Annotated in this window: 13 protein-coding genes and 1 rRNA gene; 12 read left to right on the forward strand and 2 right to left on the reverse strand. The window is 71.6% G+C overall.

Annotated elements, in window-relative coordinates; translation table 11 throughout:
• The first annotated feature begins 139 nt into the window (after positions 1-139).
• From rrf to ACWCYY_RS04850, 12 genes are all read left to right on the forward strand, one after another.
• Positions 140-256 (forward strand): 5S ribosomal RNA (gene rrf, locus ACWCYY_RS04795).
• 96 nt (positions 257-352) lie between these two features.
• Entirely contained in the window at positions 353-964 is a 612-nt protein-coding gene (locus ACWCYY_RS04800; protein WP_380148359.1) for a CDP-alcohol phosphatidyltransferase family protein, read from the forward strand.
• 159 nt (positions 965-1123) lie between these two features.
• Positions 1124-3619 carry a sugar phosphate nucleotidyltransferase gene (locus tag ACWCYY_RS04805; protein WP_380148361.1) on the forward strand — a complete coding sequence of 832 codons (2496 nt, stop codon included), beginning with the start codon at positions 1124-1126 and terminating at the stop codon, positions 3617-3619.
• A gap of 136 nt (positions 3620-3755) precedes the next feature.
• On the forward strand, positions 3756-4655 hold the full coding sequence (locus ACWCYY_RS04810) for a DUF881 domain-containing protein (RefSeq protein WP_380148363.1): 900 nt from the start codon (positions 3756-3758) through the stop codon (positions 4653-4655).
• Positions 4652-4984 (forward strand): small basic family protein, encoded by a 333-nt coding sequence (locus ACWCYY_RS04815; protein WP_380148365.1) that lies wholly within the window; start codon positions 4652-4654, stop codon positions 4982-4984. Before ACWCYY_RS04810 ends, ACWCYY_RS04815 begins: the two co-directional genes overlap by 4 nt.
• Before the next feature lie 11 nt (positions 4985-4995).
• Positions 4996-5922 carry a DUF881 domain-containing protein gene (locus ACWCYY_RS04820; RefSeq protein ID WP_380148367.1) on the forward strand — a complete coding sequence of 309 codons (927 nt, stop codon included), beginning with the start codon at positions 4996-4998 and terminating at the stop codon, positions 5920-5922.
• A 181-nt stretch (positions 5923-6103) separates the two neighbouring features.
• Positions 6104-6964 carry an FHA domain-containing protein gene (locus ACWCYY_RS04825; protein WP_380148369.1) on the forward strand — a complete coding sequence of 287 codons (861 nt, stop codon included), beginning with the start codon at positions 6104-6106 and terminating at the stop codon, positions 6962-6964.
• A 134-nt stretch (positions 6965-7098) separates the two neighbouring features.
• On the forward strand, positions 7099-7791 hold the full coding sequence (gene ftsR / locus ACWCYY_RS04830; protein ID WP_380148673.1) for a transcriptional regulator FtsR: 693 nt from the start codon (positions 7099-7101) through the stop codon (positions 7789-7791).
• A gap of 91 nt (positions 7792-7882) precedes the next feature.
• Positions 7883-8353: a bifunctional nuclease family protein gene (locus ACWCYY_RS04835; RefSeq protein WP_380148371.1), complete on the forward strand. Its 471-nt coding sequence runs from the start codon at positions 7883-7885 to the stop codon at positions 8351-8353.
• Positions 8354-8597: 244 nt separating this feature from the next.
• A complete protein-coding gene (locus ACWCYY_RS04840) occupies positions 8598-9275 on the forward strand; it encodes a MerR family transcriptional regulator (protein WP_449795123.1) in 678 nt (225 codons plus the stop codon).
• A gap of 40 nt (positions 9276-9315) precedes the next feature.
• A complete protein-coding gene (locus ACWCYY_RS04845) occupies positions 9316-10071 on the forward strand; it encodes a SanA/YdcF family protein (RefSeq protein ID WP_449795124.1) in 756 nt (251 codons plus the stop codon).
• 59 nt (positions 10072-10130) lie between these two features.
• Complete coding sequence (locus ACWCYY_RS04850) at positions 10131-11582, forward strand: DNA polymerase IV (protein WP_449795125.1); 1452 nt, start codon at positions 10131-10133, stop codon at positions 11580-11582.
• Positions 11583-11724: 142 nt separating this feature from the next.
• Here the strand turns inward: ACWCYY_RS04850 and ACWCYY_RS04855 are convergent, their stop codons facing one another.
• Complete coding sequence (locus ACWCYY_RS04855) at positions 11725-13164, reverse strand: MFS transporter (RefSeq protein WP_449795126.1); 1440 nt, start codon at positions 13162-13164, stop codon at positions 11725-11727.
• Positions 13165-13367: 203 nt separating this feature from the next.
• Complete coding sequence (locus ACWCYY_RS04860) at positions 13368-14363, reverse strand: PRC and DUF2382 domain-containing protein (RefSeq protein ID WP_345280576.1); 996 nt, start codon at positions 14361-14363, stop codon at positions 13368-13370.
• Positions 14364-14453: the final 90 nt, after the last annotated feature.

The following is a 14453-nucleotide window of genomic DNA, read 5'->3' on the forward strand; positions in this document are numbered from 1 at the left end:
AGCCCTGTAAGGGGTGGAGCTGACCGGTACTAATAGGCCGAGGGCTTGTCCTCAGTTGCTCGCGTCCACTGTGTTGTTCTGAAACAACGACCCCACGTCATGAGAAGACGACGTGGTGCGGTTGACAGTTTCATAGTGTTTCGGTGGTCATAGCGTGAGGGAAACGCCCGGTTACATTCCGAACCCGGAAGCTAAGCCTCACAGCGCCGATGGTACTGCAGGGGGGACCCTGTGGGAGAGTAGGACGCCGCCGAACAATCATTCAAGAGAAGCCCCTCATCCTCAGGATGGGGGGCTTCTCTGTTGTATGGTCAGTCCGCACCGTTTTCGTACCGTACAGGGAGGCCCCCTCGTGGAGGTCCAGGAGACGCGCGTTCAGACCGACCGCGTCCTCACCATTCCCAACCTGCTGAGCATGGGCCGGCTGGTGGGCGTTCCGATCTTCCTGTGGCTGATTCTCTGGCCGGTGTTCGGGGGGCCGAACAACGACGGTTGGGCGATCGCCATCCTGATGTTGAGCGGGATCAGCGACTACCTGGACGGGAAGTTGGCCCGGCGGTGGGGGCAGATCAGCCGGCTCGGGCAGATCCTCGATCCGGCCGCGGACCGGCTGTACGTGCTGTCGACGCTGGTGGGGCTGACCTGGCGGGAGATCCTGCCCTGGTGGGTCACGGCGATCCTGCTGGCGCGTGAGGTGTTCCTGGGGGCGCTGTTGCCGGTGTTGAGCAAGCACGGGTACGGGCCGCTCCAGGTGAGCTTCCTGGGGAAGGCTGCGACCTTCAATCTGATGTACGCCTTCCCGCTCCTGCTCCTGGGCAGTGGTGACAGCTGGCTGGCGGACACGGCCGCGGTGGTGAGTTGGGCGTTCATCTGGTGGGGCACGGTGCTCTACTGGTGGGCTGGCATCCTGTACGCCGTTCAGGTGCGGCAGCTGGTCAAGGCGGATCGGGCCGTCGCGGCCTGATCGCGGAGAAGTGCGGTGCTCCGGAGGGGCGTGGGACGAGACGAGTCCCACGCCCCTCCGGTGCGTCGAGGGGGACTCAACGGGTAGAGATGCCTGCGGAACGGTTTGATGGAAGCCCGTGCAGGGGTTTTCCAGAGCCGCGAAGGAGGACGCACCCGAATGAAAGCCGTTGTGATGGCAGGGGGCGAGGGAACTCGCCTTCGCCCGATGACCTCGAGCATGCCCAAACCACTGCTGCCGGTGGCGAACCGCCCGATCATGGAGCACGTGCTGAGGCTGCTCAAGCGACACGGCCTCTCGGACACCGTCGTCACCGTGCAGTTCCTCGCCTCCCTGGTGAAGAACTACTTCGGGGACGGTGAAGAACTGGGTATGCACCTCACCTATGCCAATGAGGAGATCCCACTCGGTACCGCGGGAAGCGTGAAGAACGCGGAGGACGCCCTCCGGGACGATTCGTTCCTGGTGATCTCCGGTGACGCGCTGACCGACTTCAACCTCACCGATCTGATCGAGTTCCACCGGAGCAAGGGCGCGCTGGTGACGGTCTGCCTGACCCGGGTGCCGAACCCGTTGGAATTCGGGATCACCATCACCGACGAGGAGGGCCGGGTCGAGCGGTTCCTGGAGAAGCCGACCTGGGGGCAGGTCTTCTCGGACACCGTGAACACCGGGATCTACGTCATGGAGCCGGAGGTCTTCGACTACGTGGCGGCCGGCGAGGTGGTGGACTGGTCGAGCGACGTCTTCCCGCAGTTGCTCAAGGAGGGCAAGCCGGTCTACGGCTACGTCGCCGAGGGCTACTGGGAGGACGTGGGCACCCACGAGAGCTACGGCAAGGCCCAGGCGGACGTCCTGGAGGGGAAGGTCGACGTCGAGCTGGACGGCTTCGAGATCTCTCCGGGGGTCTGGATCGCCGAGGGGGCCGAGGTGGACCCGGAGGCGGTGCTGCGCGGGCCGCTGTACATCGGGGACTACGCCAAGGTCGAGGCCGGCGTGGAGCTGCGGGAGCACACCGTCCTGGGCTCCAACGTGGTCGTGAAGCGGGGCGCGTTCCTGCACAAGGCGGTGATCCACGACAACGTCTACATCGGGCCGCAGTCCAACCTGCGCGGGTGCGTGGTGGGCAAGAACACCGACGTGATGCGGGCGGCCCGGATCGAGGACGGGGCGGTGATCGGGGACGAGTGCCTGATCGGCGAGGAGTCGATCATCTCGGGCAACGTCCGGGTCTACCCGTTCAAGACCGTCGAGGCCGGTGCCTTCGTCAACACCTCGGTGATCTGGGAGTCCCGCGGGCAGGAGCACCTCTTCGGGGTGCGCGGCGTCTCCGGGATCCTCAACGTGGAGATCACGCCGGAGCTGGCCGTCCGGCTCGCCGGGGCGTATGCCACCACGCTGAAGAAGGGCGCCACCGTCACCATCGCGCGTGACCACTCGCGCGGGGCCCGGGCACTCAAACGGGCGATGATCTCTGCCCTGCAGACCAGCGCGATCGACGTCCGCGACCTGGAGAACGTGCCGATGCCGGTGGCCCGGCAGCACACCGCCCGCGGTGGTGCCGGCGGGATCTTCCTGCGGACCTCGCCCGGGGTGCCGGACTCGCTGGACATCCTGTTCTTCGACGAGCGCGGGGCCGACCTGTCGCAGGCCGGGCAGCGCAAGCTCGACCGGGTGTACGCGCGCCAGGAGTACCGGCGGGCCTTCCCGGGCGAGATCGGGGACCTGCAGCACCCGGCCAGCGTCTTCGACTCGTACGCGGGGAACCTGCTGCGGGCGGTGGACACCCGTGGGGTCCGGGAGGCCGGGCTGAAGGTGGTGGTGGACGCCGCGCACGGCAGTGCCGGGCTGGTGCTGCCCTCGATCCTGGGGCGGCTCGGGGTGGAGGCGCTCACCGTCAGCGGCGGCCTGGACGAGGCGCGGCCGACGGAGGACGCGGAGGAGCGGCGGGCCGGGCTGGCCAGGCTCGGTGAGCTGGTGGCCTCCTCGCGGGCGGCCTTCGGGGTGCGGTTCGACCCCGTCGGCGAGCGGGTCTCCTTCGTGGACGAGCTGGGCCGGGTGATCGAGGACGACCGGGCGCTGCTGGTGCTGCTCGACCTGGTCGCGGCCGAGCGGCGCAGCGGGCAGGTGGCGCTGCCGGTGACCACCACGCGGATCGCCGAGCAGGTGGCGGCGTACCACGGCACCCAGGTGATCTGGACGACCACCTCGCCGGACGACCTGGCCAAGGCGGCCGCGGCGGACTCGACGGTCTTCGGCGGGGACGGGCGCGGCGGCTTCGTGGTGCCGGAGTTCAGTGGCGTGCTGGACGGGGCCGCGGCCTTCGTGCGCCTGGTCGGCCTGGTGGCGCGGACCCAGTTGACGCTGAGTCAGATCGACGCGCGGATCCCGCAGGCGCACATCCAGCGGCGGGACATCGCCACGCCGTGGGCGGCCAAGGGCATGGTGATGCGCTCGGTGGTGGAGGCGGCGGGCAACCGGCGGCTGGACACCACCGACGGCGTGCGGGTGGTCGAGGCGGACGGGCGCTGGACGCTGGTGCTGCCGGACCCGGCCGAGGCCGTCACCCACCTGTGGGCGGAGGGCCCGGACGACGCGGCGACGCAGCAGCTGCTCGACGAGTGGGCGGCCGTGGTGGACGGCGCGGGGAGGTAGCCGGGGCGGAACGACCGGGGCGGGCGGTGCGAACCGCCCGCCCCGGGACGTTCCGGTCACGATCGGGTGACCGATCGGGCAGTTCACGGCGGGGGGTGTGCGTTCACCCGGTCGGCGACATGGGACGATGTCTCGCATGCCAGCATCGCCGAGGCCGAACGACCGGGACGGACGCTACGCGCGCCCGGACGCCTCGATGTCCCTGCTGACCAGCGTGATGGACCACGGGCTGGACGAGGGCTACGCCGAGGCCGCCAAGGCACGCGAGGGCCAGGGCCCGAGCCGGATGCCGACCGCGGTGAAGGGCAAGCTGGTGCTGGCCCTCGGTCTTGCGCTGGCCACCACCGTGGTGACCGTCGGGGCGGTGAACACGCAGCAGGCGGCGCCGACCCTGGCCCGCGAGCGGGACGCCCTGGTGCAGCGGGTGCAGGACGCCACCGGCTCGGCCGACCACATGCAGCAGCAGATCCAGGACCTGCGCGGCAAGGTGGAGAAGGCCCAGGGCCAGGCGCTGCAGAGCGACAGCGGCGCGGCGCTGGCCGACCTGGCGGCCCGGGCGGGCACCGCCGAGGTGGTCGGCCCCGGCTTCAGGCTGGTGCTGGAGGACGCCTCGGGCACGGGTGCCGGCGGCAACGTCTCCGACCCGCGTCAGGCCGAGGGCTTCTCCAACACCGGCCGGCTCCGGGACCGCGACCTCCAACTGGTCGTCAACGGCGTCTGGCGGGCCGGGGCGGAGGCCGTCTCGATCAACGGCCAGCGGCTCACCGAGCTCTCCGCGATCCGGGCCGCCGGCGACGCGGTGCTGGTCGACAACCGTCCGCTGGTGCCGCCGTACACGGTGCTGGCGATCGGTGACGGGGCGAAGTTCGGCCAGGCCTTCCAGGACGGCGAGGCCGGGCGGTACCTGAAGATCATTCAGGACAGCTACGGCATCAAGTCCACGCTCACCGTGCAGAAGAAGCTGACGGTGCCGGGCGCGCTCGGCATCACGCTGCGGTACGCGCAGCCCGACACCTCAGGAGCAGCTACCCCGTGATTGCCGTGCTGGGTCTCGTGATCGGCGTGATCGCCGGTCTGATCGTGCAGCCCGAGGTGCCCGACGCCGTGGTGCCGTACCTGCCGATCGCGGTGGTGGCGGCGCTGGACGCGGTGTTCGGCGGCGTCCGGGCGATGCTGGACGGGATCTTCGACGACAAGGTCTTCGTGGTCTCCTTCCTCTCCAACGTGGTGGTGGCCGCGCTGATCGTCTACCTGGGTGACCAGCTCGGGGTGGGGTCGCAGCTCTCCACCGGTGTGGTGGTCGTGCTCGGCATCCGGATCTTCTCCAACGCCGCCGCGATCCGCCGGCACGTGTTCCGGGCCTGAGAGGGGGAGTCGTGGCAGCGGAGGAGAAGAAGCCGGAGCCCGCCCCGGAGGAGCCGGAGCGGCACGACACGCCCGAGCCGACGCCGGAGCCGGAGGCGGTCCGGGACCCCGAGCCGACACCGGCGCCCGAGCCCGAGCCCGAGCCCGAGGTCCGGCCCGAGCCGGACGTCGTGCCAGAGCCGGAGCCGGTGGCGGTGGCGGAGCCGGTGGACGAGAACACCCCGCGCCGGCGGCTGCGGACCGCGCTCTGGCCGCCGCGCCTGTCGCGCGGTCAGCTCGTGGTGGCCACGCTGCTGTTGGTGCTGGGCTTCGCGCTGGCGGTGCAGGTGCGCTCGACCAACGACCACAGTCAGCTGCGCGGTGCCCGTCAGGAGGACCTGGTCCGCATCCTCGACGAACTGGACAGCCGTCAGCAGCGTCTCCAGCAGGAGAAGACGCAGCTGGAGCAGTCCCTGGCGCAGTTGGAGAACAGCTCCAACCAAGCCAAGGAGGCCCAGGAGCAGACCAGGAAGAAGGCGACGGAGCTCGGGGTGCTGGCGGGTACGGTCCGCGCGACCGGCCCGGGGATCGTGCTGACGATCGATGATCCCCAGCGGCAGGTGAAGGCCGATATGCTGCTGGACACCCTGCAGGAACTCCGAGCCGCAGGGGCGGAGGCGATTCAGATCAACGACGTGCGAGTGGTGGCCGGCAGCTACTTCACCGACAGCGGTGAGGACCGCGTGCAGGTGGACGGCAAGGTCCTGTCCGCCCCGTACCGGTTCACCGTGGTGGGGAACCCGCAGGACCTCACGCCCGCGCTGAACATCCCCGGTGGGGTGGTGCGCAGTCTGGAGAAGCAGAAGGCGCGCGCCACGATCACCCAGGAGCAGAAGGTCGTCGTCGACGCGCTGGCCGCTCCGACGGTCCCTCAGTACGCCAAGCCGGCGGCGAAGTGACGGCCCGACCGACCTACGGTCCGTCAGTTCCGCACCGCCCCCGGTGCGGGCGCGGGCATCCCGGTCGGGGAGACTGGGGCCGAGCGCCCGTCCGATTCCGGCCGTCACCGCGGCCGGCCGCCTGTCCGAACCGCACACCCTGCCCCGCGGGCGGGTCTGTCACACGCAAGGGGATTCGCCCGTGAGTCTGTTCTCGAAGCTGTTCGGCCGCAACAAGAACCGCGCTGCGGCGGTCGAGCAGCCGACCGCCCGCCACCGGGCGGACGAGTCCTCCGTGCCGGGGATGCGTCCCTCGCCGGAGTCGGCGGAGTACGCCGAGCGTCCGCTGTTCCGGGACGGCGGGCAGAATCCGGCGGGTTACGGCGCGTCGGCCGACCAGTCCGGCGCTCCGCGCATAGGTTTCCAGTCTGGACCCTCAACCTCTGGTGGAGGGTTCGCCCCGAACGACCCCTATGCCGGTCAGACCCTGCCGGGTGTGGACCTCCAGGAGGCTGTGAACATGGCTGCCGGTCCGAGTCCGTGTCCCCGGTGCGGGAACCGGAACCCCGCCACGGCGCGGTTCTGCTCCAACTGCGGCAACCAGCTGCGGGGCGGCGCTCCGGAGCACTCGGCCGAGGTCACCTCGACCATCTCGATCCACGGCCTGGAGTCCTACGACCCCAACACCACGACCGGCACCGGCGCCACCCCGGCGCTCAACGCCGACGTGCTGGCCGCGATCGACGCGCTGCCGCCGCACTCGGCGCTGCTGATCGTGCAGCGCGGCCCGAACTCGGGCAGCCGCTTCCTGCTGGACAAGGACGTCACCACCGCGGGCCGTCACCCCGAGGGCGACATCTTCCTGGACGACGTCACGGTCTCGCGGCGGCACGTGGAGTTCCGGCGCCGTCCGGGCGGCTTCAGCGTCGCCGACGTGGGCAGCCTGAACGGCACCTACGTCAACCGGGAGCGGATCGACGAGGTCCAGCTGGGCAACGGCGACGAGGTGCAGATCGGCAAGTACCGCCTGGTCTTCTTCGCCAGCCAGCAGCGGGGGTACTGAGACCGCAAGGCCGTTGTCCGGGGGGACTGGATCCGACGTCGGCAGGAGCCCGTGTGACCACCCCTTCCACCACCGAGTCCTCGCCCGTTCCGGGTTCGCGCCGAGCGGGCGAGGCCAGGCGGCGCGGCGACGAACTGCTCAGCATCGGCGCGGTGCTGGCGTTCCTGCGGGACGACTTCCCCGAGGTCACCATCTCGAAGATCCGCTTCCTGGAGGCGGAGGGGCTGGTGGAGCCCCAGCGGACGCCCTCGGGCTACCGCAAGTTCAGCTCCGCGGACCTGGAGCGGCTGGCGTACGTGCTGCGGATGCAGCGCGACCACTACCTGCCGCTGCGGGTGATCCGCGAGCACCTGGACGCGATCGAGCGCGGCGAGGCGCCGCCGGCCCTGCCCGCGCCCGACAACCGGCCGGGCCCGGTGGAGGAGGCGGACCGCGAGCTGGTGGCGGTGTCGGCCGGCGGCGGGGTCCGGCTCGGCCGGGCCGAGCTGCTGGCGGCCGCCGAGGCGGGCGAGGGCGAGCTGGCGGAGTGGGAGTCGTACGGGCTGATCGCCCCGGGGCCGGACGGCGGCTACGACGGCGAGGCGCTGCAGGTCGCCCGCTTGGTGGGCGAGTTGGGCCGGTTCGGGCTGGAGCCCCGGCACCTGCGGGCGATGAAGGCGGCGGCCGACCGCGAGGTGGCCCTGGTGGAGCAGGTGGTGGCGCCGCTGCGCCGGCACCGCAATCCGCAGACCAGGGCGCACGCCGAGGCGACCGCGCGGGAGCTGGCCACGCTGTCGGTGCGGCTGCACGCCGCGATGGTGCAGGCGGGGCTGCGGGCCCGGCCGTAGGGCGCGGGCGCAGTGAACGTTGTCCGCTCCTCCGGGCGCCGCTGACCGGCTGCGCTTTCATATCCGGGACCGGGGCCATAGGGTTGCCAGTGTGAATGAGCTCGACGTCGTGGGTGTCCGGGTGGAGATGCCTTCCAATCAGCCGATCGTGCTGCTTCGGGAGGTCGGGGGAGATCGGTACCTGCCGATCTGGATCGGTCCTGGCGAGGCCACCGCGATCGCGTTCGCCCAGCAGGGGATGACGCCGGTCCGGCCGCTGACCCACGACCTGTTCAAGGACGTGCTGGAGGCGCTCGGGCAGGACCTGACCGAGGTCAGGATCAGCGATCTGCGGGACGGCGTCTTCTACGCCGACCTGGTGTTCTCCGGCGGCGTCGAGGTGAGCGCCCGTCCGTCCGACGCGATAGCGCTGGCGCTGCGCACCGGCACGCCGATCTTCGGCGCGGAGGAGGTGCTCGCCGAGGCGGGCATCGCGATCCCGGACGAGCAGGAGGACGAGGTCGAGAAGTTCCGCGAGTTCCTCGACCAGGTCTCGCCGGAGGACTTCGGCGGCCAGCAGTGACGTCCGTCTGACCGGGGAGCAGTAGCCCCCGCTCCGACCGTTGCGCAAATCGGCTTTTGCCAAAGGGTGTCCGCATACCCACACTAGGGGCACGAAAAACCACTCGGCCGGGTGACAAGGTCCTGGTGCCCCGGCGTGGCGATCGTTGACGGGTCCTGGGCGACTGCCTACCGTCAGTTGTGGCCCCGGCGGCACGTGCCGCCGGAAATGACGGCCCATCACGACGGAGCGGACGGAGGTAGGCATGAGCGGCTCTGGCGACGGGGCGGACGGCACCGGCCAGTGCTCCGTGCACGTCCCGCGCTCCGCGCGCACGGTGCTGGAGCGGTCCCGGGAGGACCTGGAGGCCGGGGCGGAGCTGCCGCGGTTCGCGCGCTTCCCCGCGGCGCAGCCGGGCCAGCCGGCCATCGAGCGGCTCGCGCCGAGCTCGGGGCTGATCGGCTACCGCGGACCGACGGCGTGCGCGGCGGCCGGGATCACCTACCGCCAGCTGGACTACTGGGCCCGCACGGGCCTGCTGGAGCCGAGCGTGCGGACGGCCTACCCGGCGAACTCGCAGCGGCTGTACAGCTTCCGGGACATCCTGCTGCTGAAGATCGTCAAGCGGCTGCTGGACACCGGCGTCTCGCTGCAGAACATCCGGATCGCGGTCGGCCACCTGCAGAGCGTCGACGAGGCCGACCTGGCCGGGCTGACCCTGATGTCCGACGGCGCCACGGTGTACGAGTGCACCTCGCCGCAGCAGGTGGTCGACCTGCTGAAGGGCGGTCAGGGCATGTTCGGCATCGCGGTCGGCGCCGTCCGGCAGGAGCTGGAGGGCACGCTCGGGCGGCTGCACGCCGAGCGGACCGACACCGGTGAGACGGTGGTCGGCTACGACCCGGGCGACGAGCTCGCGCAGCGGCGCAACCGGGCGGGCTGACCCGGCGTCACTCCCCGCGGACGACAAGGGGAGAACGCGGGTGCGACGAGTACGACGGCCTCAAGGGGTCAAGCGGGTAGGACGGCTGCGGCGGGCGGTGCGCGGCGGGGTGCTGCACGGCCGGGCCGCGCTGGCCCGGCTGCTGCGGAGCCGGGCGACCCAGCGGCGGTGGTTCCAGGCCCTGGCGGTCGGCACGGCGGTCGCCCTGGCACCGATGAGCTGGCTCTGGCTGGCGGCGGGGGACCGGGTCGGCCCGGTGGCCGGGGCCCCGGCGGCGCCGGTGGGCGTGGTCTTCGGGGCCGGGCTCTTCGAGGGGAAGCCCTCACCGTACCTGGCGCACCGGCTGGACGCGGCGGTGGAGCTGTACCGGCAGGAGAAGATCCAGGCGGTGCTGGTCACCGGCGACAACAGCCGCACCGAGTACGACGAGTCCACCGCGATGAAGACCTACCTGGTCGAGCACGGCGTGCCGGCCCACAAGGTGGTCGAGGACTACGCGGGCTTCGACACCTGGGACTCCTGCACCCGGGCCAAGCACGTCTTCCTGGTCGACCGCGCGGTGCTGATCAGTCAGACCTTCCACGCCCGGCGGGTGCTGGCGCTCTGTCAGGCGGCCGGGATCGACTCATACGCCGTCGGTGTGGACGAGGACCCCAACTCCACCTGGTACTACGGCGGGCTGCGGGAGATCCCCGGCGCGGCCAAGGCGGCCTTCGACGCGGTGTTCGAGCCGGACCCGACCTTCTGGGGCGACAAGGAGCACGGCGTCGGGGTGGCGGTGGCCGCGCCGCGCTGACCTGACGCGTCGGCGCCGTCGGCGGCGGGGTTGTCGGTGGGGTGCGGGATGATCGGCGGGTGCGGTCGGTGCCGAGCATTCTCCACCTCGACATGGACGCCTTCTTCGCCGCGGTGGAGCAGGCGGCCAAGCCGAGCCTGCGCGGGAAGCCGGTCATTGTCGGCGGTCTCGGGGTGCGGGGGGTGGTCTCCACCGCCTCGTACGAGGCCCGGAAGTTCGGGGTGCACTCGGCGATGCCGATGGCCCAGGCCCGCCGGCTCTGCCCCAACGCGGCCTTCCTGAGCGGGCGCTACGACGCCTACCGCCAGGTCAGCGAGGTGGTGATGGGCCTGCTGCGGGAGCTGTCCCCGCTGGTCGAGCCGCTCAGCGTGGACGAGGCCTTCGTGGACCTGGAGGCCGGGCCGTACGGTCCGGCGCTGGCTGCGGTGGATCCGGAGGCGGGGGCGGAGATGGCGGTGGCCATCGCCACCGACCTGCGGGCCGACATCGAGGAGCGCACGGGCCTGACCGGCTCGGTCGGGGTGGCCGGCTCCAAGCTGATGGCCAAGATCGCCTCGGAGCAGGCCAAGCCGGACGGGCTGGTGCTGATCGGCGTCGGCCACGAGCGGGCGGTGCTCTCCACCATGTCGGCGCGGGCGCTGCCCGGGATCGGCCCGGCCACCGAGCAGGTGCTGCGCCGGGCGGGGCTGACCACGGTGGCGGACCTGGCGGAGGCCGGGGAGGGCGAGCTGGTCCAGCTGCTCGGCCGGGCGCACGGGGCCGGGGTGCACCAGATGGCGCTGGGCCTGGACGAGCGCCCGGTGGTGCCGGACCGGGACGCCAAGTCCGTCTCGGTCGAGGACACCTTCGAGGTGGACGTGGCGGACCGGGGCCGGGTGCTGCGCGAGATCGACGAGCTGGCGGCCCGCTGCGTCCGCCGCCTGCACGCGGCCGGGCGCTCGGGGCGGACGGTGGTGCTCAAGGTGCGGCGCTTCGACTTCTCCACCATCACCCGCTCCGAGACGCTGCGGTCCCCGACCGACGATCCGGTGGTGATCGCCGAGACGGCCCGGCGGCTGGCCCAGCAGGTGGACGTCACCGGCGGGGTCCGGCTGCTCGGGGTCGGCGTGGCGCAGCTGGCCGACTTCACCCAGGAGGACCTGTTCGCGCAGGCCGAGCGGGAGGAGCGGGCGGCGGAGGCGGCCGGGGCCGCGGAGGAGGACGTGCCGGAGGCGGTGGTGGCGGCCGCGGCGGTCGTGCGGCAGTGGCGGCCGGGGCAGGACGTGACGCACGCTCAGCTCGGGCCCGGATGGGTGCAGGGGAGCGGGGTGGGGCGGGTGACGGTGCGCTTCGAGACGCCGCAGGGCGAGGTGGGGCGGGTGCGGACCTTCGCGGTGGACGATCCCGAGCTGGAGCCCTCGGGGCCGCTGCCGCTGCGGCCGGGGATGGTGCGGCCGGCGGCGGAGGAGGGCGAGCAGGCGGAGGGCGAGGAGGACGGCCTGCGTCGGCCGGGTGAGTGGGGGCGGGAATGACGACGGCCCCCGCACCGTGTCCAGCGGTGCGGGGGCCATTCATCCTGCGGCCGCTCGTCCGGGCGCGATGCCCTCGCGTACCGGCGGCGGCCGGAGCCCACCCGCGCGACCCGTCCCTGAGCGCGCGGGTGGTGACGCCTCGTCAGGCGTCGGTCTTCACCAGCTCGGGCGAGGCGGCGGCCTCGGCCGGAGCGGGGATCTCCTTGATCCGGCGGATCGCGAACGGGACCACGGCGGCCACCAGGCAGACGGCGGCGGCGACCCAGAACGCGTGCTTGTAGGCGTCCAGGGTGGGCAGCTGGACCGGGATCGGCAGCTTCATGGTGTCGCCGGTCAGGATCGCGGCCATCACGGCGGTGCCGATGGCGCCACCGACGGTGCGCAGCACCGCGTTCATACCGTTGGCGATGCCGGACTGCTCGGCCGGGACGGCGCCGTTGATGTAGGCGGGCATCGCCGCGTAGGCGAGGCCGACGCCGAGGCCGAAGACGGCGGAGGCGAAGTAGATGTCGCCCTCGGCGGAGTGACGCAGCGCCAGGTAGACCATGGCGGCGGAGCCGAGCACGCCACCGAGGACCAGCGGCAGGCGGGGGCCGCGGCGGGCGATCAGCAGTGCGCCGACCGGGGCGGCGACCATCGAGCCGACGGCGGAGGGCAGCAGCATGACGCCGGCGTGCAGCACGGTGGCGGTGAAGCCGTAGTGGGCCAGCTTCTCCGGGGTCTGGGCGAAGTTGCTGATCACCATGAACGAGCCGTACATGCCGAAGCCGATCAGCAGGCCGGAGATGTTGGTGAAGGCGACGGCCGGACGGGCCATCATCTTCATGTCCACCAGCGGGTGCTTGACCTTGACCTCGATGATCCCCCAGACCAGGGCGATCACGGCGGCGGCGGCGAACAGGCCCAGGGTGCGGTTGGAGGTCCAGCCCCAGGTGTTGCCCTGGGAGACCGCGATCAGCAGGGCGGAGAGCCAGCCGGCCAGGGTGAGCGCGCCGAGCGGGTCGGCGCCGCCGTTCTTGTCGACCACCGGGTCGGTCGGGACGCGGACGGCGACCAGGACGACGGCGAGCAGGCCGAAGCCGAGGCCCATCCAGAAGATGGACTTGTAGTCCCAGTGCTCCAGCAGCAGGCCGGTGGCGACCAGGCCGAGGCCGGAGCCGACGCCCATCGAGGCGGAGATGGCCGCGACGCCGCCGGTGACCTTCTCCTTGGGGAGCTCGTCACGGACGATGCTGATCGCCAGCGGCAGCACGCCACCGCCGGCGCCCTGGAGGACGCGGGCGACCACGAGCCAGGTGAACGAGTGGGTGCCGACCGCGAGCGCGGAGCCGGCCACCAGGCCGGCGAGCGAGACCAGCAGCATCGGCTTGCGGCCGCGGAGGTCGCCGAAGCGGCCGAGCAGCGGGGTCAGGACGGCGGCGGACAGCAGGTTCGCCGTCATGAGCCAGGTGATGCTGGAACCGGAGACGTCCAGTTCGCGGGCCAGCGAGGGCAGGATCGGGACGACGGCGGTCTGCACCACGCTGAATGCCAGCATCGCCAGCACCAGGGCGGGGAGCACGCGCGTGCTGCTCGGCCTCACGGGAAGCTTCCTTCGGTTGAAAGTCAAGGGACTGAAGTAACCATGACGGGAGATACTTCAGTGTGTCAAATATTGTCTGGTGAAGCTTTGGCAAAGTGGGGTGCCCTGCCGGGCGGGCTCGGGGGTGAAGCTCTGGCGGAGTGGAGCAGCGCACAGTGAAGCCGCCCCGCGCGGTAGGCGCGGGGCGGCTTCGTGAGGGGATGTCAGGAGGGGCGCAGGGGTTCCGGGCGGCCGGGGGAGGCCTGGGGGGCCGGGGGTGCCGGTTCGGTGGTGTCGTCGTGGATCTCGACCTGTTCGCGGCGGAGTTCGTCGTGGATGACGGCCTCCTCGGTGTAGCGCTCGACGACCAGGCGGACGCGTTCGACGGGGGCGAGGTACTTGCGGACCACCGGGCGTTCCTCCCGGAGGGTCACCTCCTCGACGGCCTCGGCGATCTCCTGCTCGCTGAGGGCGGCCCGCTCGGCCTCGGTGACCGGCACCCGTTCGACCCGGACCCGCTCCTTGACCACCGGGACCTTGCGTTCCACCGCCTCGGAGGTGACGTACTTGCGCAGCTTCGCGGTGCCCAGCACGTGCCACTCGGTGGTGACGTCGAGGCGCTCCTCGCGGCAGGTGATCTCGATCGGGCCGCTCGGGGCGTTGCCGGGGACGGTCGGGGTGGTGGGTGCGGCGGACTCGGCCGGCTTGGCGGTGGTGACCGGGGCGGCCGGCATCTCGGAGGTGGCGGTGAAGGCCATCGGGGCGGCCGTCATGGTCGGGGCGGTGGTGGTCGCGTTCACGCTGCTGCTTTCCTTGGTGGTGCCGATGGTGCCGAAGTCGAGGTCCTTGACGGCGTCCGTGCCGTTGGCCGCCACGGCGGCGGCCGCCACCGGGGCGGCGACGGGCATGCCGGTCTCCAGGCCGTAGTAGCGGTAGAGCTGCAGTTCCTGCGCCGGGGAGAGGTGCTGGCCGACGCCGAAGTCGGGCGAGTCCTTGATCAGTGACTTGTCGTAGGGGACCCGGAGCTCCTCGCCGGAGAACTCGCTGGTGGTCAGCGGGACGAACGCGTCCCGGCCGAAGATCCCCGTGCGGACGGCCGCCCACTCGGGTTCGCCGGTCGCGTCGTCGAGGTAGACCTCGTCGACGGTGCCGATCTTGTCACCGTTCCGGTCGACCGCCTTGTGCCCGATCAGGTCTCGCGGGTCGATGTCGGTCTGCACGCTGTCCTCCAGAGGAGAGGTACGAAAGCACCCCTGACACTCCGTCAGGGGGCGGTCGGCAGAGCTGCCCGGCCGCACTTCACACGAAAA

This window comes from Kitasatospora sp. NPDC001664, assembly GCF_053596675.1.

Coding starts and splice junctions, on each gene's coding strand:
- ACWCYY_RS04840 (WP_449795123.1), top strand. CDS start 8,598: ATGAGCGGCTCTGGCGACGGGGCGGACGGCACCGGCCAGTGCTCCGTG.
- ACWCYY_RS04805 (WP_380148361.1), top strand. CDS start 1,124: ATGAAAGCCGTTGTGATGGCAGGGGGCGAGGGAACTCGCCTTCGCCCG.
- ACWCYY_RS04810 (WP_380148363.1), top strand. CDS start 3,756: ATGCCAGCATCGCCGAGGCCGAACGACCGGGACGGACGCTACGCGCGC.